General features: G+C 72.9%; 20 protein-coding genes, 1 pseudogene and 1 riboswitch. Of the genes and pseudogenes, 8 read left to right on the top strand and 13 right to left on the bottom strand.

Going from position 1 to position 21,152, the window contains the following annotated elements; genetic code table 11:
* The first annotated feature begins 295 nt into the window (after positions 1 to 295).
* Positions 296 to 1,933 carry a DNA repair helicase XPB gene (locus ACZ38L_RS22160; protein WP_465696197.1) on the top strand — a complete coding sequence of 546 codons (1,638 nt, stop codon included), beginning with the start codon at positions 296 to 298 and terminating at the stop codon, positions 1,931 to 1,933.
* An 18-nt stretch (positions 1,934 to 1,951) separates the two neighbouring features.
* Here the strand turns inward: ACZ38L_RS22160 and ACZ38L_RS22165 are convergent, their stop codons facing one another.
* Positions 1,952 to 2,170 (bottom strand): hypothetical protein, encoded by a 219-nt coding sequence (locus ACZ38L_RS22165; RefSeq protein ID WP_465696199.1) that lies wholly within the window; start codon positions 2,168 to 2,170, stop codon positions 1,952 to 1,954.
* Between the two features lie 311 nt (positions 2,171 to 2,481).
* Between ACZ38L_RS22165 and ACZ38L_RS22170 the strand changes: the two genes are divergently transcribed.
* Positions 2,482 to 4,557: a HelD family protein gene (locus tag ACZ38L_RS22170; RefSeq protein ID WP_465696201.1), complete on the top strand. Its 2,076-nt coding sequence runs from the start codon at positions 2,482 to 2,484 to the stop codon at positions 4,555 to 4,557.
* A 38-nt stretch (positions 4,558 to 4,595) separates the two neighbouring features.
* On the opposite strand, the gene ACZ38L_RS22175 is transcribed toward ACZ38L_RS22170, so the two are convergent.
* Entirely contained in the window at positions 4,596 to 5,282 is a 687-nt protein-coding gene (locus ACZ38L_RS22175; protein ID WP_465696203.1) for a copper homeostasis protein CutC, read from the bottom strand.
* A 51-nt stretch (positions 5,283 to 5,333) separates the two neighbouring features.
* Positions 5,334 to 5,531: a hypothetical protein gene (locus ACZ38L_RS22180; RefSeq protein WP_465696205.1), complete on the bottom strand. Its 198-nt coding sequence runs from the start codon at positions 5,529 to 5,531 to the stop codon at positions 5,334 to 5,336.
* Here ACZ38L_RS22180 and ACZ38L_RS22185 point away from each other — a divergent pair.
* A pseudogene (locus tag ACZ38L_RS22185) lies at positions 5,521 to 6,180 on the top strand (HD domain-containing protein); the annotation flags it as partial. The gene ACZ38L_RS22180 and the pseudogene ACZ38L_RS22185 overlap by 11 nt on opposite strands.
* A 14-nt stretch (positions 6,181 to 6,194) precedes the next feature.
* Here ACZ38L_RS22185 and ACZ38L_RS22190 read toward each other — a convergent pair.
* From ACZ38L_RS22190 to thrC, 6 genes are all read right to left on the bottom strand, one after another.
* On the bottom strand, positions 6,195 to 6,551 hold the full coding sequence (locus tag ACZ38L_RS22190) for a hypothetical protein (RefSeq protein ID WP_465696207.1): 357 nt from the start codon (positions 6,549 to 6,551) through the stop codon (positions 6,195 to 6,197).
* A gap of 19 nt (positions 6,552 to 6,570) precedes the next feature.
* Entirely contained in the window at positions 6,571 to 7,143 is a 573-nt protein-coding gene (locus ACZ38L_RS22195) for a Uma2 family endonuclease (RefSeq protein ID WP_465696323.1), read from the bottom strand.
* A gap of 196 nt (positions 7,144 to 7,339) precedes the next feature.
* On the bottom strand, positions 7,340 to 8,962 hold the full coding sequence (groL, locus tag ACZ38L_RS22200) for a chaperonin GroEL (protein ID WP_396566635.1): 1,623 nt from the start codon (positions 8,960 to 8,962) through the stop codon (positions 7,340 to 7,342).
* Between the two features lie 315 nt (positions 8,963 to 9,277).
* Positions 9,278 to 9,481 carry a cold-shock protein gene (locus tag ACZ38L_RS22205; RefSeq protein ID WP_030289665.1) on the bottom strand — a complete coding sequence of 68 codons (204 nt, stop codon included), beginning with the start codon at positions 9,479 to 9,481 and terminating at the stop codon, positions 9,278 to 9,280.
* Between the two features lie 504 nt (positions 9,482 to 9,985).
* Entirely contained in the window at positions 9,986 to 10,264 is a 279-nt protein-coding gene (locus tag ACZ38L_RS22210; protein ID WP_465696210.1) for a MoaD/ThiS family protein, read from the bottom strand.
* A gap of 43 nt (positions 10,265 to 10,307) precedes the next feature.
* Positions 10,308 to 11,588 (bottom strand): threonine synthase, encoded by a 1,281-nt coding sequence (gene thrC / locus ACZ38L_RS22215; RefSeq protein ID WP_465696212.1) that lies wholly within the window; start codon positions 11,586 to 11,588, stop codon positions 10,308 to 10,310.
* Between the two features lie 17 nt (positions 11,589 to 11,605).
* Positions 11,606 to 11,736: riboswitch (SAM riboswitch) on the bottom strand.
* Between the two features lie 162 nt (positions 11,737 to 11,898).
* On the opposite strand from thrC, the gene ACZ38L_RS22220 reads away from it, so the two are divergent.
* Both ACZ38L_RS22220 and ACZ38L_RS22225 read left to right on the top strand, forming a co-directional pair.
* A complete protein-coding gene (locus ACZ38L_RS22220; RefSeq protein ID WP_465696325.1) occupies positions 11,899 to 12,879 on the top strand; it encodes a glucosyl-3-phosphoglycerate synthase in 981 nt (326 codons plus the stop codon).
* A gap of 54 nt (positions 12,880 to 12,933) precedes the next feature.
* Positions 12,934 to 14,388, top strand: coding sequence for an alpha,alpha-trehalose-phosphate synthase (UDP-forming) (locus ACZ38L_RS22225; protein ID WP_465696214.1), 1,455 nt, complete (start codon positions 12,934 to 12,936; stop codon positions 14,386 to 14,388).
* Positions 14,389 to 14,401: 13 nt separating this feature from the next.
* On the opposite strand, the gene otsB is transcribed toward ACZ38L_RS22225, so the two are convergent.
* From otsB to ACZ38L_RS22245, 4 genes are all read right to left on the bottom strand, one after another.
* On the bottom strand, positions 14,402 to 15,259 hold the full coding sequence (gene otsB / locus ACZ38L_RS22230) for a trehalose-phosphatase (RefSeq protein ID WP_465696216.1): 858 nt from the start codon (positions 15,257 to 15,259) through the stop codon (positions 14,402 to 14,404).
* A gap of 37 nt (positions 15,260 to 15,296) precedes the next feature.
* A complete protein-coding gene (locus ACZ38L_RS22235; RefSeq protein ID WP_396566625.1) occupies positions 15,297 to 15,524 on the bottom strand; it encodes a DUF3263 domain-containing protein in 228 nt (75 codons plus the stop codon).
* Positions 15,525 to 15,552: 28 nt separating this feature from the next.
* A complete protein-coding gene (locus ACZ38L_RS22240) occupies positions 15,553 to 16,815 on the bottom strand; it encodes an extracellular solute-binding protein (protein WP_465696219.1) in 1,263 nt (420 codons plus the stop codon).
* A gap of 151 nt (positions 16,816 to 16,966) precedes the next feature.
* On the bottom strand, positions 16,967 to 17,761 hold the full coding sequence (locus ACZ38L_RS22245) for a DeoR/GlpR family DNA-binding transcription regulator (RefSeq protein WP_465696221.1): 795 nt from the start codon (positions 17,759 to 17,761) through the stop codon (positions 16,967 to 16,969).
* A gap of 166 nt (positions 17,762 to 17,927) precedes the next feature.
* Here ACZ38L_RS22245 and ACZ38L_RS22250 point away from each other — a divergent pair, with 166 nt between their 5' ends.
* From ACZ38L_RS22250 to nagA, 3 genes are all read left to right on the top strand, one after another.
* Positions 17,928 to 18,893, top strand: coding sequence for an SIS domain-containing protein (locus tag ACZ38L_RS22250; protein ID WP_465696223.1), 966 nt, complete (start codon positions 17,928 to 17,930; stop codon positions 18,891 to 18,893).
* Between the two features lie 89 nt (positions 18,894 to 18,982).
* Positions 18,983 to 19,930: an ROK family protein gene (locus ACZ38L_RS22255; RefSeq protein ID WP_465696225.1), complete on the top strand. Its 948-nt coding sequence runs from the start codon at positions 18,983 to 18,985 to the stop codon at positions 19,928 to 19,930.
* A complete protein-coding gene (gene nagA / locus ACZ38L_RS22260) occupies positions 19,927 to 21,120 on the top strand; it encodes an N-acetylglucosamine-6-phosphate deacetylase (protein ID WP_465696227.1) in 1,194 nt (397 codons plus the stop codon). The genes ACZ38L_RS22255 and nagA overlap by 4 nt, the downstream gene beginning before the upstream one ends.
* The last annotated feature ends 32 nt before the right edge of the window (positions 21,121 to 21,152 follow it).

Consider the following 21,152-nt stretch of genomic DNA (forward strand, 5'->3'; position numbering starts at 1 on the left):
TACCCCACCAAACTCCCAGAAAGCGCCCCCGCGCTACCCAACACCACCAACGCGCCCGCTGATTGATCGGCTACACCACGAAGGGGGACATGACCCTGCCCTCGGGAAAGCACTCGCGTTTTTCATGCTGTCCTCGTCGTTATTTGGCGATACAGACCGCTTGACTGCATGTCTCTAGCAGTTTCACTCTTCAGCGTGAAGCGTCGATCGCGGGCTTCCGCCGCTCCTGAACCACCACGCGCCACCATGCGGGACACTGGAGGGTCTGCGCCGAACCGAGGGAGGACTGCTCACCGTGAACGACGGGCCACTGATCGTCCAGAGCGACAAGACCCTGCTGCTGGAGATCGACCACCCCAGGGCCGCCGACTGCCGCCGGGCCATCGCGCCGTTCGCCGAGCTGGAGCGGGCACCCGAGCACGTCCACACGTACCGGGTGACCCCGCTCGGGCTGTGGAACGCGCGGGCGGCCGGACACGACGCCGAGCAGGTGGTCGACGCCCTGGTCAGCTACTCCCGCTACCCGGTGCCGCACGCGTTGCTGGTGGACGTCGCCGACACGATGGCCCGGTACGGGCGGCTCCAGCTGCTCAAGCACCCGGTGCACGGCCTGGTGCTCAGCACCACCGACCGCCCGGTGCTGGAGGAGGTGCTGCGCTCCAGGAAGATCGCGCCGCTGGTCGGCGCCCGGGTCGAGCCGGACACCGTGATCGTGCACCCGTCCGAGCGCGGCCAGATCAAGCAGGTGCTGCTCAAGCTCGGCTGGCCGGCCGAGGACCACGCCGGGTACGTGGACGGCGAGGCGCACCCGATCGAGCTGGAGCAGGACGGCTGGCAGCTGCGCCCGTACCAGCGGCAGGCGGTCGAGGGCTTCTGGCACGGCGGCAGCGGCGTGGTCGTGCTGCCCTGCGGCGCCGGCAAGACGCTGGTCGGCGCGGCGGCGATGGCGGAGGCCAAGTCGACCACGCTGATCCTGGTCACCAACACCGTCTCGGCCCGGCAGTGGAAGCACGAGCTGGTGAAGCGCACCTCGCTGACCGAGGACGAGATCGGCGAGTACAGCGGCACGCGCAAGGAGATCCGCCCGGTCACCATCGCCACCTACCAGGTGATGACCACCAAGCGGAAGGGCGTCTACGCCCATCTGGAGCTGTTCGACGCCCGCAACTGGGGCCTGGTGGTCTACGACGAGGTGCACCTGCTGCCCGCGCCGGTCTTCAAGTTCACCGCCGACCTGCAGGCCCGCCGCCGGCTCGGGCTGACCGCGACCCTGGTCCGCGAGGACGGCCGGGAGGGCGACGTCTTCTCGCTGATCGGCCCCAAGCGCTTCGACGCGCCGTGGAAGGAGATCGAGGCCCAGGGCTACATCGCGCCCGCCGACTGCTGCGAGGTGCGGGTCACCCTGAGCGACTCCGAGCGGCTCGCCTACGCCACCGCCGAGCCGGAGGAGCGCTACCGGTTCTGCTCGACCACGGCGACCAAGCGCCGGGTGGTGGAGGCGCTGGTGAAGAAGCACGAGAAGGACCAGACGCTGATCATCGGGCAGTACATCGACCAGCTGGACGAGCTGGGCGAGGCGCTGGACGCCCCGGTGATCAAGGGCGAGACCAGCAACGCGCAGCGGGAGAAGCTCTTCGACGCGTTCCGAACCAAGGAGATCAGCGTGCTGGTGGTGTCGAAGGTGGCCAACTTCTCGATCGACCTGCCGGAGGCCACCGTGGCCATCCAGGTCTCCGGGACCTTCGGCTCACGCCAGGAGGAGGCCCAGCGGCTGGGCCGGGTGCTGCGCCCGAAGGCGGACGGGCACGCGGCGCACTTCTACTCGGTGGTGGCCCGGGACACCGTGGACCAGGACTTCGCCGCCCACCGGCAGCGCTTCCTGGCCGAGCAGGGCTACGCCTACCGGATCATCGACGCGGACGACGTCCGGTAGCGGGGGCCGAGCGGTGGGTCACATCCGGACGCCGTCGCGCCCGAGGAGGACCACGCGGGCGGCGGTGTCCAGCAGGATGCCGGTGTTGCGCACGGCCCGGGCCAGCGGGCCGTCGCGGTGGCCGGTGGCGGCGGTACTGCCGTGGGTCGGGGTGGGAACGGACTCGGACTGCTGCGGAGTGCGCGCCCGGGGGGTCTTGGTCGCTCCCGGGGACGCCGTCAGGTGAACGGAACTCATACCTCCACGGTAGTTTTCCACCCGGTCGGCGGCATCAGCCCGAAGTCCGGGGCCGCTCGTCCTGCGGAGGTACGGGGCCGACCGGGACCCCTACGGCAGACCCTCGGCCCGCGGGGGTGGCGACCGGAAACCGTTAGCGCCCGGAGCGGGCCGGGTCTATGCTGTCCGGTCTGCCCCCTCCCGAACCGTGGTGCCGCTCGTGGCAGCCGTGGGAGGCCCTGACCGCTCGGCAACCGGTCGGGTTCCCCTTTCACCGTGAGCTACGACGAGACCGCCGCGGCCCTGGACGGGCGCGGCCGGGAAGGTTCGCTGTGCACTCCCCCGTCACTTCCACCACCGCGCCGCTGCCCGCGGCGGCCGACCCCCTGCAGCGCGAGCGCGACCACCTCGCCTCCTCCCGCGCCGCGCTGCGCGCCATGCGCGAGGACGCCCAGGCGCTGGACATCTCCGACGTCGCCGGCACCTGGGTGACCGCCGAGATCCTGCGCAAGCAGATCGAGCAGCGGATCGCCTCGCTGGCCGACCTCGTGCACGCCCCGCTCTTCTTCGGCCGGCTGGACTACCTGCACGCCGTCTCCACCGAGGTGAGCGAGGGTTCCGGCGGGGAGCGGTTCTACATCGGCCGGCGGCACGTGCACGACGCCGACGGCGACCCGATGGTGATCGACTGGCGCGCGCCGGTCTCCCAGCCGTTCTACCGGGCCAGCCGCAAGGACCCGCTGGACGTCGAGCGGCGGCGTCGGTTCGGTTACACCGGCGGCGAGTTGACCGCCTACGAGGACGAGCACCTGAGCGACCCCGAGGAGACGGGGACCGCCTCCGCGCTGCTCGCGGCCGAGATCGAGAAGCCCCGCGTCGGCCCGATGCGCGACATCGTCGCCACCATCCAGCCCGAGCAGGACGAGATCGTCCGAGCCGAGATCGGCGGCACGGTCTGCGTCCAGGGCGCGCCCGGCACCGGGAAGACCGCGGTCGGCCTGCACCGGGTCGCCTACCTGCTCTACGCGCACCGCGAGCGGCTCGCCAAGTCCGGCACCCTGGTGGTCGGCCCGAACAGCTCGTTCCTCTCCTACATCGAGCAGGTGCTGCCCGCGCTCGGCGAGTTGGAGGTCGCCCAGGCCACCGTCCAGGAGCTGGTGGGCCATGTCGAGGTGCGCGGCACGGACGCCCCCGAGGCGGCCCGGATCAAGGGCGACGCGCGGATGGCCGAGGTGCTGCGGCGGGCCGTCCGGGCCGGCATCACGGTGCCCGACGAGCCCTGCGTGGTGGTCCGCGGCTCCCGTCGCTGGCGCGTTCCGGCCTACGAACTCGCGGAGATCGTCGAGGAGTTGGCCGCCCGCGAGATCCGCTACGGCGCCGCCATGGAGGCCCTGCCGCAGCGCATCGCGCACGCCGTCCTGCTGAAGATGGAGCAGAGCGGCGAGGCGCCGGACGACCGGGTGCAGGACGCGGTGGCCCGTTCGCCGCAGGTGAAGGCCACCGTCAAGGCCTGCTGGCCGGCGGTCGATCCGGTCAAGCTGGTGCACCGGCTGCTCACCGACGCGGAGTTCCTGGCCCGCTGCGCCGAGGGCGTGCTCGACTCCGAGGAGCAGCAGGCCATCAGGTGGCCGAAGCCCGGACGGTCCGTCAAGTCGGCGCCCTGGACGGCCGCCGACGCCGTGCTGGTGGACGAGGCGGCCGACCTGGTGCAGCGCACCCCCTCGCTCGGCCACGTGGTGCTGGACGAGGCGCAGGACCTCTCGCCGATGCAGTACCGCGCGGTCGGCCGGCGGTGCAGCACCGGTTCGGCCACCGTGCTCGGCGACCTCGCGCAGGGCACCACGCCCTGGGCGACCGGGAGTTGGCCGGAGGCACTGCTCCACCTCGGCAAACCGGACGCCCACATCGAGGAGTTGACCACCGGGTTCCGGGTGCCGGAGGAGGTGATCGGCTACGCCTCCCGGCTGCTGCCCGCGATCGCCCCCGGCCTGAACCCGGCCACCTCGATCCGCGGCGCGGCCGACTCGCTCGCCTTCGTGCACGCGCCCGGGGCACCGGAGCAGGCGGTGGTCGCGGCCTGCCGGGCCGCGCTGGAGCGCGAGGGCTCGACCGGCCTGATCGCCGCCGACGCCCGCATCCCGCAGCTCCGACAGGCGCTGGACGAGGCCGGGTTGGCCCACCTGGAACCCGGCACCGAGACCACCGCGCAGATCCGGCTCACCCTGGTGCCGGCCTCGCTGGCGAAGGGTCTGGAGTACGACTACGTGGTGCTCGACGAGCCAGCCGCGGTGGTGGCCGGCGAGCCCGACGAGCGGACCGGGCTGCGCCGGCTGTACGTGGCGCTCACCCGGGCGGTCTCCGGCCTGACGGTGGTGCACGCCGGGCCACTGCCGGCCCAGTTGGACTGATCGGCGGAGCGGCGGGGACGGTTCGTCCGTCCCCGCCGTCAGCCGTCGATCAGCACCCGCCAGCGCGCGACGGCCGCCGGGTCGACCGGGGCGTCCCAGCCGCCCGGGCGCACCGCGCCGCCGACGTGGAAGGCGTCGAAGCCCTCGGCACGCAGCTCCGGCAGGTGCTCGGCCAGCAGCCCGCCACCGATCAGGATCCGCGGCAGGTAGCCGGGCTCGCCCGCCTTCGCCAGCTCGCCGGTCAGCACCTCGCGCCCCGAGCCGACGCCGGCCGCCGCCCCCGCGGTGAGGAAGGTGTCCAGCCCCGGCAGCTCGGCGACCGCCGCCCGCAGCGCGGCGCGGTCGGCGCTGTGGTCGATCGCCCGGTGGAAGGTCCAGGCGCAGCCGTCGATCGCCGTCAGCACGGTCCGCACCGCCGCCAGGTCCACCCCGCCCGTGGCGTCCAGGAAGCCGAGCACGAACTCCTCCGCCCCCTCGGCCCGCAGCGCGGTCGCCCGGGCGCACAGTGCGTCCAGGTCACCCGGCGCGAAGCCGTCCCGGACCCGCAGCATCACCCGCAGCGGCAGCTCGACGGCCGCCCGGATCGCCGCGAAGTCCCGCACCGCCGGGGTGAGCCCGTCGGCGGCCATGTCGGCGACCAGTTCGAGGCGGTCGGCGCCACCGGACTGGGCGGCCCGGGCGTCGAGCGCGGTGAGTGCGATCACTTCGAACATTGGTCTAGACATGTGAGCTACCTTGCCACATGTCCGGGCCGTCCGGGAGAAGGCCCCGGCCGCTCAGCCCCGCGCCGCCCGGTCCGGCCGCCGCAGCCGCCGGCCGGACACCACCGCGACCAGCGCCAACGCCGCCGCCACGGGCAGCACGGCCAGCCAGAGCGTCGGGTACAGCGGCTCCCCGACGACGCCCACCATGCCGAACGGGCACAGCACGCCCCCCTGACCCCCGCTGTCCGACCCCGGCAGAATGGCGGTCATGGCGACCGAACCGCACCCGGCCACCGAGGCCCTGCTGACCCGCTGGACCGACCTGCTGACCCGCTGCGGCGCCCGCGCCGACCCGGCGCCCTACGGCCGCGCCCTGCTGGCCCGTTGGGCCGAACCCTGGCGTCGCTACCACACCACCGACCACCTGCTGGCGGTGCTGGACCAGGTGGACACACTCGCCGGGCACGCCGACGACCCGGACACCGTCCGACTGGCCGCCTGGTTCCACGACGCCGTCTACCGGCCCGACCGCACCGAGAACGAGGAGCGCAGCGCCCAGTTGGCGGTCCGCGCGCTGGGCCAGGCCGGGCTGCCGGCCGCACGCACCGACCAGGTGGTCCGGCTGGTCCGGCTGACCGTCGATCACCACCCGGCGCCCGGCGACCGGGACGGCGAGGTGCTCTGCGACGCCGACCTCGCGGTCCTCGGCGGCGCCCCGGAGCGGTACGCGGCCTACGCGGCCGCCGTCCGCGAGGAGTACGCCTTCGTCCCGGCCGAGGCGTTCCGCACCGGGCGCGCGGCCGTACTGACCCAGCTCCTGGCGCTCCCCGCGCTCTACCGCACCCCGACCGCCCACCAGCGCCACGAGCGGCAGGCCCGGGCCAACCTCGCCGCCGAGCTCGACCTGCTCAGCCAGTCACGGCGGGCCGGCGGTCACAGCGAGCCGACCGGCGCCACCACGACGCCCTCCTTGCCGCACACCCAGTGCGGATCCGCCCCCAGCTCCGGCTCCACGCTCAACGCGTGCGGGTCGCCCTCCACCGCACACCGCTCGCAGAGCGGCCACCGCCCATAGGCCTCCAGCAGCGCGTCCTGCACGTCCTGCGCCACCAGCCCGAGCACGAACTCCACCCCGTCCGGCCACTGCTCCAACCACCACCGCCGGTGCGTCACCGCGTCCTCCACCAGCGACACCACCGCCGCGTCCGCGACGTCCCGCGCCGACAGGTCAGCGAGAATCAACGCCCGCGCCTGGTGCAGCGCGGCTTCAAGATCAGGAGACTCAGCCACCTCCCTATTCTCCCGCAGCCTATTTGGCGGCCGGAAACGCCTCGGTGCTCAGCTCGATCCCGAACGGTTCGGGCAACACCACCGGCTGCCCGAAGGGCACCCGGGTGCTCCGCCGGTACGTCCCGCCCTCCGGCTCGGCGAAGAGCGTCACGGTCGGCCCCTCCGCGTCGAAGCGGTCGATCAGCAGGTAGAGCGGGACGGGCGCGTGGGCGTAGGCCCAGAGCTTCTTCGTCCGGTCGTGCCGGGCGTTGCCCTCCGAGGTGATCTCCACCGCCATCAGCAGCATCGCGGCGTCGACCGCGGCCTCCTGCGCCGACAGCAGTGCTTCATCCAGCACGGCCAAGTCCGGCACGTAGAGCCTCTCCAGCCGGACGATCTCCGTGCCCAGGGTCCGGTGGACCCCCACGCTGCGCGGCAGGCACTCGTTCAACGCCCGATCGACCCTTGCAGCGATCACGTTGTGTCCCACGCCGGGCGGCGGCACCACGTGGATCTCCCCCTCGTCGATCTCCGCGCGCCAGCCCTCCGGGACGTCCAGCTCCCGCCAGGTGTCCAGTAGGTAGCCCCAGTGCCGACCCAGCTCGATCGCCATCGCAGTCACCGCCGACCTCCCCTCATCCTCACGACCCTGTCCGTGCTCACCGTACGGGCCTTCGGGGCGCCGAAACCGTCCATGCACCCGGCGTCCCACGAACGGGTGATCGGCGCCCCGGAACGCCGCGAGGGCGGTCCCCTTCAACGGGGACCGCCCTCGCGGACGGGGTCGAACGACCGATCCTGAGGCAGGATCAGAAGTCCATGTCACCGCCCGGCATGCCGCCCGGGGCGCCCGCGGCGGCCTTCTCCGGCTTGTCGGCGATGACGGCCTCGGTGGTGAGGAAGAGCGCCGCGATGGAGGCGGCGTTCTGCAGCGCGGAACGGGTGACCTTGGCCGGGTCGATGATGCCCGCGCCGATCAGGTCGACGTACTCGTTGGTGGCGGCGTTCAGGCCGTGACCGGCGGGGAGGTTGCGCACCTTCTCCACCACGACGCCACCCTCCAGGCCGGCGTTGGTCGCGATCTGCTTGATCGGGGCCTCCAGCGCGACCTTGACGATGTTGGCACCGGTGGCCTCGTCGCCGTCCAGCTCCAGCTTGTCGAACGCGACACCGGCCTGCAGCAGGGCCACGCCACCGCCGGCGACGATGCCCTCCTCGACGGCCGCCTTGGCGTTGCGCACGGCGTCCTCGATGCGGTGCTTGCGCTCCTTGAGCTCGACCTCGGTGGCCGCGCCGGCCTTGATGACGGCCACGCCGCCGGCCAGCTTGGCGAGGCGCTCCTGGAGCTTCTCGCGGTCGTAGTCCGAGTCGCTGGTCTCGATCTCGGCGCGGATCTGGTTGACCCGGCCGGCGACCTGCTCGCTGTCGCCGCCACCGTCGACGATGGTGGTCTCGTCCTTGGTGATGACGACCTTGCGGGCGGTGCCCAGCAGGTCCAGGCCGGCGTTCTCCAGCTTGAGGCCGACCTCCTCGGAGATCACGGTGCCGCCGGTGAGGATGGCGATGTCGCCGAGCATGGCCTTGCGACGGTCGCCGAAGCCCGGAGCCTTGACGGCGACGGACTTGAAGGTGCCGCGGATCTTGTTGACGACCAGGGTCGACAGGGCCTCGCCCTCGACGTCCTCGGCGATGATCAGCAGCGGCTTGCCGCTCTGCATGACCTTCTCGAGGAGCGGGAGCAGGTCCTTGACCGAGCCGATCTTGGAGTTGGCGATCAGGATGTACGGGTCGTCGAACGACGCCTCCATCCGCTCCAGGTCGGTGGCGAAGTAGGCCGAGATGTAGCCCTTGTCGAAGCGCATGCCCTCGGTGAGCTCGAGCTCCAGACCGAAGGTGTTGCTCTCCTCGACGGTGATGACGCCTTCCTTGCCGACCTTGTCCATGGCCTCGGCGATCAGCTCGCCGATCTGGGTGTCGGCGGCGGAGATGGAGGCGGTGGAGGCGATCTGCTCCTTGGTCTCCACGTCCTTGGCCTGCGCCAGCAGCTGGTCGGAGACGGCCGCGACGGCCTTCTCGATGCCGCGCTTCAGGGCCATCGGGTTGGCGCCGGCCGCGACGTTGCGCAGACCCTCGCGAACGAGCGCCTGGGCCAGCACGGTGGCGGTGGTGGTGCCGTCACCCGCGACGTCGTCGGTCTTCTTGGCGACCTCCTTGACGAGCTCCGCACCGATCTTCTCGTACGGGTCCTCGAGCTCGATCTCCTTGGCGATCGAGACACCGTCGTTGGTGATCGTGGGGGCACCCCACTTCTTCTCAAGGACGACGTTGCGGCCCTTGGGGCCCAGCGTCACCTTGACGGCGTCGGCAAGCTGGTTCATGCCGCGCTCAAGGCCGCGGCGAGCTTCCTCGTCAAACGCGATGATCTTGGCCATCGGAAGTGGTCCTCCAGGACACGGTCGACTGCTCGGACCAGTGGCGCCCGCGACGGACGGCCCTGGTGTGCGGGGGTCCTGTCCCCTACCGCTCCCGGGGGCCTCACCGACCCGGTCCGTTTGTCACTCTCATGCTGCGAGTGCTAACGCCAATGATTAGCACTCCGGCATGGCGAGTGCAAGCTCCTGACCGCAAGCCACGACGAGCCGCGCGAACGGCGGCAGGCCCGCGCCACCCCCGGGAAGGGAGGTGGCACGGGCCTGCCGCAAGGGCGCCAGCTCGTGACCGAGCCGAGGCTCCGAGGTTCGGAAAGGTCAGACCGCCGCGCGGACCATGTCCGCCTGCGGGCCCTTCTGCCCCTGGGAAATCTCGAACTCGACCCGCTGGCCCTCCTCGAGGGTGCGGTAGCCGTCCATCTGGATCGCGCTGTAGTGGACGAACACGTCCGCACCACCGTCGACCGCGATGAAGCCGTAGCCCTTCTCCGCGTTGAACCACTTGACGGTGCCCTGAGCCATTCCGAACTCCCCTATTGCTGTGCTGGCCCTTCGACGGGTCCGCAGGTCGCGGACCCGGGTCTGATGGACCGGCCCGAGGAAACCCCCCTGGGCGCAGCCCTGCACGCCGCAGCGCCCCACCCCCGGGCACCTGACGGTGCCGGCGGAACAGACGAATGCGCCGACCGCGGCTGAATGTATCCGGATCGCCGCCCTGTGCAACAGGCCCACTGAACGCCAATTCGTCGGCGGCGCCAAGGGATAGGACGGGAGGAAAGCGACAGATCTCCGCAATGTGCGCGGGACATAGCGGACGAATACCGCGAATTGCCCAAATAATTCTGACACGTCGCCGACATGTTCGAACGAAACGCCAATGGGGCATGTCTCATGGGACGGACAAAGCCTATGCCCTGGCGCGGACGAATCAGACAACGCCACGCACGGCGCAGGGCGCCGCACCGCCCGACGGTCCGTCAGGGTGGTGCGGCGCCCTGCGCCCACGCGTGGTCGGCCCGGTGCGGCTCAGCAGCCGCCGGCCACCGCCGGGATGATCGACACGCCGGCGCCGTCCGCGATCTCGGCGGCCAGGCCGCCGGCGAAGCGCACGTCGTCGTCGTTGACGTAGACGTTGACGAAGCGGCGCAGCCGGCCCGCGTCGTCCAGGATCCGGGCCGAGATGCCGACGTGGTTCCGCTCCAGGTCCGAGATCACCTCGGCCAGGGTGGTGCCCTCGGCGGTCACCTCGGTCGCGCCGTCGGTGTAGGTGCGCAGGATGGTCGGGATGCGGACGGTGACGCTCATGACGGGGTTCTCCTCGCTCACGGAAGGGGGGATCGACGGGACCTCAGGACGCCAGGCCGGCGGCCCGGAACGACTCCAGGGAGGGTCGGATGGTCGCGGTCAGGCCGGCACCCGCGACCGCGTCCAGGGTCTTCAGGCCGTCTCCGGTGTTGATCGCGACGGTCTCCCTGGCCGGGTCCAGCACGCCGTCCTCGACCAACTTCTTCAGCACGCCGATGGTCACGCCGCCGGCGGTCTCCGCGAAGATCCCCTCGGTCCGGGCCAGCAGCCGGATCGCCGCCACCACCTCGGCGTCCGTCACGTCCTCCACCGCGCCGCCGGTGCGCCGGGCGATGTCCAGCACGTACGGGCCGTCCGCCGGGTTGCCGATCGCCAGCGACTTGGCGATGGTGTCCGGCCTGACCGGCCGGACCACGTCGTGCCCGGCCTTGAACGCGGCCGAGACCGGCGAGCAGCCGGCCGCCTGGGCGCCGAAGATCCGGTAGGGCCGGTCCTCGACCAGGCCGAGCTTGATCAGCTCCTGCAGGCCCTTGTCGATCTTGGTGAGCTGGGAGCCCGAGGCGATCGGGATCACCAGCTGCTCGGGCAGCCGCCAGCCGAGCTGCTCGCAGATCTCGTACGCCAGGGTCTTCGAGCCCTCGCCGTAGTACGGCCGGAGGTTGACGTTGACGAAGCCCCAGCCCTCGCCGGCCGGGTCGCCGATCAGCTCCGAGCAGAACCGGTTCACGTCGTCGTAGTTGCCCTCGATGCCGACCAGCTGGCCGCCGTACACCCCGGCCATCACGATCTTGCCCTGCTCCAGGTCGTGCGGGATGAACACGCAGGACCGGAAACCGGCCCGGGCCGCCGCGGCGCCCACCGCGCCGGCCAGGTTGCCGGTGGACGAGCAGGACAGGGTGGTGAAGTCGAACGCCCGGGCCGCCTCGATGGCGCAGGCCACCACCCGGTCCTTGAAGGAGTGGGTCGGGTTGCCTGAGTCGTCCTTGACGTGCAGTCGGGCGCTGAAGCCGAGTTCGCGGCCCAGGTTGTCGGCCTTGACCAGCGGGGTCCAACCGGGGTTCAGGTTGGGCTTGGCCGCCACGTCGGCCGGCACCGGCAGCAGCGGGGCGTAACGCCAGATCGAGGCCGGGCCGGCCTCGATCCGCTTGCGCAGCCCGTCCGCGTCGTAACCGCGGTAGTCGTAGGCGATCTCCAGCGGGCCGAAGCACTCCAGGCAGGCGAAGCTGGGACCGAGCGGGAACCGGGTGCCGCACTCGCGACAGGACAGCGCGGTCGCGGGGCCGAGGTCGACGGTGGAAACGGGTGCCCTGGTGTCAAGAGCCATGATGGCGGAGGCCTCTCTCCTCATCTTCCCCACCGCGCGGTCGCGCGGCGGGCCGGAATTGGCACCTGTCCCGCCGGGGCCTGCGCGGCCGGACGAGAAGGTTGCCGGGACGTCGACGGGCCGTTCCCTCAGTCCCTCTGGATGAGCTCTGTGAAGTTGTGGTCCTGCTCGGCGGCCGACCCCGGCGTGCGAAGGTCCGGCCGCTGTACGAAGACTGTAACCGAAGGCCCCGCGCCTGACCCCTGCCGTCCGATCCGCGAGATGGCCAGTCCATGAGGAGCCCGCCTTGTCCGTCGAGCCGATACCCGCGCTGCTCCCGGAGGTGGCGTCCTGGCTGCGCCGCCGCTCCTGGACCGCGGCCCAGCGCCCGGTCCGGGCGCTGCTCGACGCGAAGCGGGTGGCCGGGCCGGCCGGCACGGTCAGCGTGGTGCTGCCGGCCCTGGACGAGGAGGCCACGGTCGGCGGGATCGTCTCGGTGATCCGCCGCGAGCTGATGGAACGGCTGCCGCTGGTGGACGAGCTGGTGGTGGTCGACTCCGGCTCCGAGGACCGCACCGCGCAGTTCGCGGCCGAGGCCGGCGCCCGGGTGGTGCACCGGGACGACATCCTGCCCCGGCTGCCCGCGGTGCCCGGCAAGGGCGAGGTGCTCTGGCGCTCGCTGCTGGCGACCAGCGGCGCGATCGTCTGCTTCGTCGACGCCGACCTGCGCGAGTTCGACCCGGCCTTCGTCACCGGGATCGTCGGCCCGCTGCTCACCGACCCCGGGATCCAGCTGGTCAAGGCGATGTACGACCGCCCGCTCGAGACGGGAGGGGCGATCGTGCCGGCCGGCGGTGGGCGGGTCACCGAGCTGGTCGCCCGCCCGCTGCTCAACCTGCACTGGCCGCAGCTGGCCGGCTTCGTCCAGCCGCTCGGCGGCGAGTACGCGGCCCGCCGCTCGCTGCTGGAGCGGCTGCCGTTCCCCACCGGCTACGGGGTCGAGCTGGGCCTGCTGGTGGACGCGCTGGAGCTGGCCGGGCTGGACGCGCTGGCCCAGGTGGACGTGGGCGTGCGGCACCACCGCCACCAGGACGGCCAGGCGCTCGGCCGGATGGCCGCGACCATCTACCGCACCGCGCTGGAGCGGCTCGACCGGAGCCACCGGCTGAAGGCCGCCGACGACCTGGCCCGCCCGGTGCTGACCCAGTTCTCCCGGGACAGCACCGACGGCGGTTTCACCGGCCACAGCCACCCCGTGCCCGCCCTGGACCGCCCGCCGATGGTCGACATCCCGGAGTACCGCAAGCCGTGACCGGCACAACCCCCCGGGGGTTTGCCACCCGCCGGCCCCGGCAAGGGTGGAGATATGGCCGATCAAACGACCGCACGCATCCTGGTGGCTTCCAACCGGGGTCCGGTCTCCTTCAGCAAGGCACAGGACGGGTCGCTGACCCTGCGGCGCGGCGGTGGCGGGCTGGTCTCCGGACTGTCCGCGATCGACGATCCGAACGCTGTCTGGGTCTGCGCGGCGCTGGGCGAGGCGGACCGCGAGGCGGCCCGGCGTTCCCCGTCCGGCCGGCTCGACCGCGGCGGCTTCGACGTCGGCGGACAGGCCGTCCGGATGCTGGACATCGACCCCGGGACCTTCGACCGCGCCTACAACGGGGTGGCCAACTCCACCCTGTGGTTCGTCCACCACCTGCTGTACGACACGCCGGTCTCCCCCGCCTTCGACGCCGACTTCCGGGACCAGTGGTCCGCCTTCGAGGCCTACAACGCCGCGTTCGCCGAGGCGCTGGCCGTCGAGGCCGCGCCGGGCGCCGCCGTGCTGGTGCAGGACTACCACCTCGCGCTCGTCCCGGCACTGCTCCGGGTGCTCCGCCCGGACCTGCGGATCGGCTACTTCTCGCACATCCCCTGGGCCCCCGCCGACTACTTCCGGCTGCTGCCCGACGACGTGGCCGCCGCGGTGCTCACCGGCGTGCTCGGCGCCGACCGCGCCGGCTTCCACACCCGGCGCTGGGCCACCGCCTTCGCCGACTGCTGCGCCGACCTGCTCGGCGCGGAAGTCGACCGGGCCGACCTCTCGGTCAGCTTCCAGGGCCGGACCACCCGGCTCGGCGTGCACAGCCTGGGCGCGGACGGCGAGTTCCTGCGCGAGCGCTCCCACCGGCCGGACGTGGACGAGCGGCTGGCCGGCCTGCGCGCGGCGGTCGGCGACCGCCGAACCATCGTCCGGGTGGACCGCACCGAGCTGAGCAAGAACATCGTCCGCGGTCTGCTGGCCTACCGCCATCTGCTGCGCACCCGGCCCGAGTGGCACGAGCGGGTGGTGCACATCGCCTTCGCCTACCCGTCCCGGCAGGACCTGGCCGAGTACCGCTCCTACACCGCCGAGGTGACCCGGCTCAGCGCGGAGATCAACGCCGAGTTCGCGACGGACGGTTGGCAGCCGCTGATACTCCAGGTCGAGGACGACTTCGCCCGCTCGCTGGCCGCCTACCGGCTGGCCGACGTGGCGCTGGTCAACCCGATCCGGGACGGCATGAACCTGGTCGCCAAGGAGATCCCGGTGGTCTCCGAGGCCGGCTGCGCGCTGGTGCTCTCCCGCGAGGCCGGCGCCTCCCACGAACTGGCCGAGGACTCCCTGGTGGTCAACCCGTACGACGTGGTGGGCACCGCCGACGCCCTGCACCGCGCCCTCGCCATGCCCGTCGACGAACGCACCGAGCGCACCAAGCGCCTCGCCGCGGCGGCCACCGCCCTCTCCCCCCAGCAGTGGTTCCTCGACCAGCTCGCCGAACTCACCGAGCGGAGCTGACCGCGTAGGGCTCTCACCGAGCGGGGATCACCGAGCAGAGCCGCTCCAGCAGCGCCACCACGCCGGCCGGGCCGGGGACCACCAGGTCGGCCCGGTCGGCGAGTTCGCGCACCGGCGGCTCGCCGGTGACCGGGCCGCTGCACACCAGCAGGCCGGGCAGGCCGTCCGCGCGCAGCTTCTCGACCGTCGCGTAGGCGGCCAGGTCGCCCAGGTCGTCGCCGGCGTAGAGCACCGAGCGGGCACCGCGCTCACGCAGGAAGTCGGCCAGCGCGGCGCCCTTGTCGACGCCCGGCGGGCGCAACTCGACCACCATCCGGCCCGGTTCGACCGCCAGGCCGTGCGCGGCGGCCAGCCGGGCGAGCGGTTCGCGCAGCGCGGCCAGGGTGCCGTCCGGGTCGGCGGTACGCCGGGTGTGCACCGCCACCGAACGACCCTTGTCCTCCGTCCAGGTGCCCTCCGGGGCGTTCGACTCGGCGAGCAGGCGCGGGAGTTCGGCCCGGACGGCGGGCACCCCGGGGTGCACCGGCGGTTCCACCAGCTCGCCGGTGGCCGCGTCCCAGCGCTCGGCGCCGTAGTGGCCGAGCACCACCAGGTGCTCCAGCCCGGGCACGTCGGCGAAGCCGCCGAGGCGCACCGCCGTCGCCGCCGGCCGCCCGGTCAACACCAGCACCGCACCGAGCCGCGGCGCCAGCCGGGCCAGCACCGGGACCGCCCCGGGGTGCGCCCGGGCCTGCTCGGGGTCGGCCACGATCGGGGCCAGCGTGCCGTCGAAGTCCAGCGCGACGACCGCCCCGGCGGGTGCGGCGAGCAGCGCGGCCAGCCCGGCCCGGCCGGCCGGGGTGTGCGGTTCGGTGGTGTCGGAGGAGCCCATGGCCCGGACCCTACCCACGGTGCCCGGACGCTAGTCGTCAGCGCTCGGCCCGGCGCGCCTCGCGGATCCGGCGCAACCGGTTGACCAGCACCGGGTCGTGCGCCAGCGCCTCCGGGCGGTCGAGCAGGCGGTTCAGCAGCTGGTAGTAGCGGGTGCTGGAGATGCCCAGCTCCTCGCGGACGGCCTGCTCCTTGGCGCCCTGGGTGTGCCAGGGCCGGGCCTCCAGGGCCAGCACCGCGAGGTCGCGCTCGGTCAGACCGGTCATCCGCCCATTGTGCCGCGACCGGGCGCCCCTACTGCGGCCGGTCCTGCTTGCTCCGCTCGACCGCGAAGTCCTGCAGCTGACCGAGGACCGGACCCGGGTCGCCCTCGACCGCCTTGCCGATGTCCTGCTTGATCCGGGCGCTGACGGCGTCCCAGGCCAGGTCGCCGACCGGGTAGAAGTTGGCCGTGGGCAGCGCGTCCAGGAACGGCTTGAGGTCCGGGTGCTTGCCGCCGCCGGTCATGTCGTCGAGGGCGTCCTGGGTGACCGGCAGCAGGTTGTACTCCCCGTCGAACCCGAGCACGTTCTCCTTGCTGTACACGAAGCTGAGGAACGGGCGGATCTGCGCCCGGTGGCCGTTGGCACTCAGCGCCATCATCCAGTCGGCCACGCCCAGCGTGGTGGGCTTGGCCGAGGCGTCCTTGCGCGGGATCGGCGCGGTGCCGTAGTCGACCTTCCCCTGGACCTGCTTGATCAGCGAGGGGTGGCCGTTCAGCATGGCGACCCTGCCGGCCGCGAAGTCGTCGAAGGCGTTCTGCCGGTTGACCGCGCCCGGGTGGGCGTAGGTGTAGCCGGGGGTCACCAGGTTGTCGCGCAGCCAGGAGAAGGTGGCGACGTTCCGCTTGCTGTCGATGGTGTAGGTGTCCGCCGAGTCGGCCAGCCCCCCGCCGCCGCTCATGGTCCACATCATCGTCTCGGCCGGGGCCTCCTCGGGGCCGAGCGGCAGCCCGTACGGGGTCACGCCGGGCACCCTGGCCCTGATCAGCGCCGCGTCCGCCCTGAGGTCGTCCCAGGTGGTGGGCGGCTGGCCGATGCCGGCCTGCTTGAAGATCGTCTTGTTGTAGAAGAAGGTCCGCGAGGAGGAGACGAACGGGATCCCGTACTGGGTGCCGAGCACCTGGCCGGCCTGCGCGAAGCTGTTCGGGAAATCCGCCTCGGTGTCCAGGGTGAGCACGTCCCGGGCGGGGTAGAGCTGGTGGGCGGCGACCTTGTCGGCGAAGCCGACGCTCTCGACCAGGTCCGGCGAGTCGCCGGCCTTGATCATCGCGCTGACCTTCTGGTCGATCTCGGTCCAGGGGTAGACCTGGACGTTCACCTTGATCTTCGGGTTGGCCTGCTCGAAGCGCTGGACCAGGTCGTCCCAGTAGTGCTGGGTGCTGGTGGCCGGGTGGTCGCCGTAGTCGGCGGCCACCAGCTTGAGCGTGACGTCGCCGTTCGAGCCGAGGCCGAGCACTCCGCAGCCGGAGAGGAGCAGGGTGCTCGCTGCCAGGACAGCGCAGGATCGGGACTTCACCGCGGGGACCGCCTTCGCACGCACGAGGCCTCGCCGGAGTGGTCCGAGGCGCCCGTCAGACTCGCAAATCGGACCCCCAGTGGTCCACACCAGTCGGGACGGCCGGCAGACCGTTACCGAACTGGCGGACGACGTTGCACGGCGTGCAACGTCAGACCGTCAGCACGGTGACGCCGGCCTGCTCGAAGCCCGCCACCTGCGCCGGGTCGGCCGCCTCGTCGGTGACCAGGGTGCCGATCCGTTCCAGGCCGCAGATCCGGGCGAAGGCCCGGCGGCCGAGCTTGGAGGAGTCGGCGGCGACCACCACCCGGCGGGCCCGCTCGGCGAGCAGCCGGTTGACGCTGGCCTCGCCCTCGTGGTGCGCGGTGGCGCCCGTCCCGGCGTCCAGCGCGTCCACCCCGAGCACCGTGACGTCCAGGGTGAGCTCGCCCAGCACGGCGGCGGCCAGCGGCCCGATCAGCTCGTACGACTGCGGCCGGGCCACCCCGCCGGTCACCACGATCTTCACCGCCGGGCGGACGGTCAGCTCGTTGGCGATGTTGAGCGCGTTGGTGACCACGGTGAGGCACTGCACCGCGCCGGCCTCGGCCCGCTCGGCGAGCTCGGGACGGACCGCGAGCGCCCGGGCCACCTCGGTGGTGGTGGTGCCGCCGTTCAGGCCGACCACCTCGCCGGGCGAGATCAGCGCGGCCACCGCGGTGCCGATCCGCTGCTTGGCGTCGGCGTTGCGGGCGGTCTTGTACCGCAGCGGGAGGTCGTACGAGACGTTGTGGGCGACCGCGCCGCCGCGGGTCCGGGTGACCATCTGCTGGCGGGCCAGCTGGTCGAGGTCGCGGCGGATCGTCGCGGCCGAGACGCCGAGCGCGGTGGCCGCCTCCTCCACCTCCAACTTGCCCTGCTCGGCGAGGAGTTCGAGCAGACCGTTCCACCGCTCATATCTGGACACGCCGTACCACCCCTTCGCCCGGACCACCGCTGCCCGGACAGCGTCGCACAGAGCCGGACCGGGGAGGGGCCGGACCCGGATCCCCGTTCGGGCTATTGCGCATTGCTGCGCGAAACAGCTATAAATCAATCAGTTTCACGCAGTCAGCCGAAGGGAGCCGTACCGCATGACCACCACGGACCGCCCACTGACCGCCCAGGAGCTGGCCACCCAGCCCGCCTGCTGGCGCCGCGCGGCCGGGTCGGCCGCCCAGGCCGCGCCCGTCCTGCCGCAGCGCGGCGAGCGGGTCGCCGTGGTCGGCTGCGGCACCTCCTGGTTCATGGCCCAGGCCTACGCCGCGCTGCGCGAGGCGGCCGGGCACGGCGAGACCGACGCCTTCGCCGCCTCCGAGTTCCCCACCGGCCGCCAGTACGACCGGGTGCTGGCGATCACCCGCTCCGGCACCACCACCGAGGTGCTCACCCTGCTCGGCCGGCTGCGCGGCGCCGTCCCCAGCACCGCGCTGACCGCCGACCCGGCCACCCCGGTGCGGCAGGCCGCCGACCAGCTGGTGGTGCTGGACTTCGCCGACGAGCGCTCGGTGGTGCAGACCCGGTTCGCCACCACCGCGCTCGCGCTGCTCCGCGCGCACCTGGAGACCGAGGGGGCACTCGCCCCCGGCGTGCGGAGCGTCGCCCGCGCCGCCGCGGACGCCGACCGCGCGCTCGCCGCACCGCTGCCGGCCGGCCTGCTCGACGTCGAACAGCTCACCTTCCTCGGCATCGGCTGGACCACCGGCCTGGCTCTGGAGGCCGGACTCAAGCTGCGCGAGGCGGCCGGCGCCTGGACCGAGGCCTACCCGGCGATGGAGTACCGGCACGGTCCGATCGCGATCACCGCCCCCGGCCGGGCCACCTGGATGTTCGGCACCCTGCCGGCCGGCCTGGCCGAGGACGTCGCCCGCACCGGCGGTCTGCTGGTGGCCGACTCGCCGGACGGCTCCCGGGGCGACTCCGGGGCCGGCGGGCCGGACGGCGGGCTCGACCCGATGGCCGACCTGGTCCGCGCCCAGCGGCTCGCGGTCGCCCTGGCCGAGGCACGCGGCCTGGACCCGGACCACCCGCGCGCGCTGACCAGGTCGGTCCAGCTCTGACCCGGGGCGACCAAGCTCATCTCCATTGGAGCAGACCAATACAGCAAGTGGACTAGACCTCTCTCCTCGGGCAAGGGAAACTGTCCCCCGTGAAGCACGTCATCGCACTCGATGTGGGCGGTACCGGCATGAAGGCCGCACTGCTCGCCCAGGACGGCTCGACGCTGTTCGAAGCCCGCCGCCCGACCGGGCGGGAGCTCGGCACCGACGCCGTCGTCGCCGCCATCCTCGACTTCGCCGCCGACCTCGCCGACGAGGGCCGCCGCCGCTTCGGCCGCGCGCCGCTCGCCGCGGGGGTCGCGGTGCCGGGGACCGTCGACGAGCGGAACGGGATAGCGGTCTTCTCGGCCAACCTCGGCTGGCGCGACCTGCCGCTGCGCAAGCTGCTCGGTGAGCGGCTGGCCGGAGCGGACGGCGGCCCGGTGCCGGTCGCCCTCGGGCACGACGTCCGCTCCGGCGGGCTGGCCGAGGGACGGCTCGGGGCGGGCCGCGGCGTCGAGCGCTTCCTGTTCGTCGCGCTCGGCACCGGCATCGCGGGCGCGATCGGGATCGGCGGCCGGATCGAGGCCGGCGCGCACGGCTACGGCGGCGAGATCGGCCACGTCGTGGTCCGACCCGGCGGCCCGGCCTGCGGCTGCGGCGCCCGCGGCTGCCTGGAGACCCTGGCGTCGGCCTCCGCCGTCGCCCGGGCCTGGGCGGCGGCGAGCGGCGACCCGGCGGCGGACGCGGCCGACTGCGCGCGGGCCGTCGAGGCCGGCGACGAACGGGCGCTGACGGTCTGGCACCAGGCCGTGGACGCCCTCGCGGACGGCCTGGTGCTGGCCCAGAGCCTGCTCGACCCGGCCACCGTGATCGTCGGCGGCGGGCTGGCCGAGTCCGGTGACACGCTCTTCACACCCCTGCGCGCGGCGGTGGCCGAGCGGCTGACCTTCCAGATGCCCCCGAAGGTCGTTCCGGCCATGCTCAAAGACACCGCCGCGTCCCTGGGCGCGGGCCTGCTCGCCTGGGACCTGCTCTCCATGGAGGTGACCGCGTGACCACCGCGCGAAATCGAACAACGGCTCCGCGGCGGGGCGTCACCCTGGCCGGGGCCCGCCTGGTGCTGCCCACCGGCGTCGTCGAGAACGGCCGGCTGACCTTCGCGGGCAGCACCATCGAGTCGATCGGCGGCGAGCGCGCCGTCGGCGACCTCGACCTCACCGGCTGCACGGTGGTGCCGGGCTTCGTCGACCTGCACGTGCACGGCGGCGGCGGAGCCTCCTACGCGTCCGGCATCGCCGAGGAGGCGCTGACCGTGGCCAGGACCCACCTGGAGCACGGCACCACCACCACGGTCGCCTCCACCGTCACCGGCGAGATCGACGAGGTCTGCCGGCAGGCCGCGGTCCTCTCCGAGCTGGTCGAGGACGGCGTGCTGGCCGGCGTGCACTTCGAGGGCCCGTTCATCTCGCACCACCGCTGCGGCGCGCACCGGCCCGACCTGCTGCGCGACCCGGACCCGGCGGTGGTCCGCAAGCTGGTGGACGCCGCGCGCGGCCACGCCCGGATGGTCACGCTGGCCCCCGAACTGCCCGGCGGCCTGGAGTCGGTCCGGATGCTGGCCGACCTCGGCGTGATCGCCGCGGTCGGCCACACCGACGCCGACTACGCCCGGACCCTGGAGGCGGTCGAGGCCGGCGCCACCGTCGCCACCCACCTGTTCAACGCGATGCCGGGCATCCAGCACCGCGCGCCCGGCCCGATCGTCGCCCTGCTGGAGGACGAGCGGGTCACCGTCGAGCTGATCAACGACGGCACCCACCTGCACCCGTCCGTGCTCGACCTGGCGTACGGCACGGCCGGCGCCGAGCGGGTCGCGCTGATCACCGACGCGATGGGCGCGGCCGGCATGGGCGACGGGCTCTACCCGCTCGGCCCGCTCCAGGTGCGGGTCGAGGACGGGGTCGCCCGGCTGGTCGAGGGCGGCGCGATCGCCGGCTCCACGCTCACCCTGGACATCGCGTTCAAGCGCTCGGTGACGGTCAACCGGCTGAGCCTGGCGCAGACCGTGCAGTCCATCTCCACCACCCCGGCCCGGCTGCTCGGGCTGGCCGACACCGTCGGAACCCTGGAGGTCGGCAAGCTCGCCGACCTGGCCGTCCTCGACTCCGCCACGTACGACCTGCTCGCCGTGGTCCGCCACGGCCATTGGATCACCGGCGCGGACCGGTTCACCCCCGCGGTCTGAGAACCGTTCGAGTTCCTCAGGGGATGTGCGGC

Source organism: Kitasatospora sp. NPDC024654, from assembly GCF_055559155.1.

What these genes read in the sequence shown, in the direction of transcription:
- otsB (WP_465696216.1), bottom strand. Translation starts at nt 15,259, where the DNA reads ATGGGCTCCTCCGACACCACCGAACCGCACACCCCGGCCGGCCGGGCC.
- thrC (WP_465696212.1), bottom strand. Translation starts at nt 11,588, where the DNA reads ATGGCTCTTGACACCAGGGCACCCGTTTCCACCGTCGACCTCGGCCCC.
- ACZ38L_RS22195 (WP_465696323.1), bottom strand. Translation starts at nt 7,143, where the DNA reads ATGGCGATCGAGCTGGGTCGGCACTGGGGCTACCTACTGGACACCTGG.
- ACZ38L_RS22180 (WP_465696205.1), bottom strand. Translation starts at nt 5,531, where the DNA reads ATGACCGCCATTCTGCCGGGGTCGGACAGCGGGGGTCAGGGGGGCGTG.
- groL (WP_396566635.1), bottom strand. Translation starts at nt 8,962, where the DNA reads ATGGCCAAGATCATCGCGTTTGACGAGGAAGCTCGCCGCGGCCTTGAG.
- ACZ38L_RS22175 (WP_465696203.1), bottom strand. Translation starts at nt 5,282, where the DNA reads ATGTCTAGACCAATGTTCGAAGTGATCGCACTCACCGCGCTCGACGCC.
- ACZ38L_RS22165 (WP_465696199.1), bottom strand. Translation starts at nt 2,170, where the DNA reads ATGAGTTCCGTTCACCTGACGGCGTCCCCGGGAGCGACCAAGACCCCC.
- ACZ38L_RS22210 (WP_465696210.1), bottom strand. Translation starts at nt 10,264, where the DNA reads ATGAGCGTCACCGTCCGCATCCCGACCATCCTGCGCACCTACACCGAC.
- ACZ38L_RS22225 (WP_465696214.1), top strand. Translation starts at nt 12,934, where the DNA reads ATGGCCGATCAAACGACCGCACGCATCCTGGTGGCTTCCAACCGGGGT.
- ACZ38L_RS22235 (WP_396566625.1), bottom strand. Translation starts at nt 15,524, where the DNA reads ATGACCGGTCTGACCGAGCGCGACCTCGCGGTGCTGGCCCTGGAGGCC.
- ACZ38L_RS22205 (WP_030289665.1), bottom strand. Translation starts at nt 9,481, where the DNA reads ATGGCTCAGGGCACCGTCAAGTGGTTCAACGCGGAGAAGGGCTACGGC.
- ACZ38L_RS22250 (WP_465696223.1), top strand. Translation starts at nt 17,928, where the DNA reads ATGACCACCACGGACCGCCCACTGACCGCCCAGGAGCTGGCCACCCAG.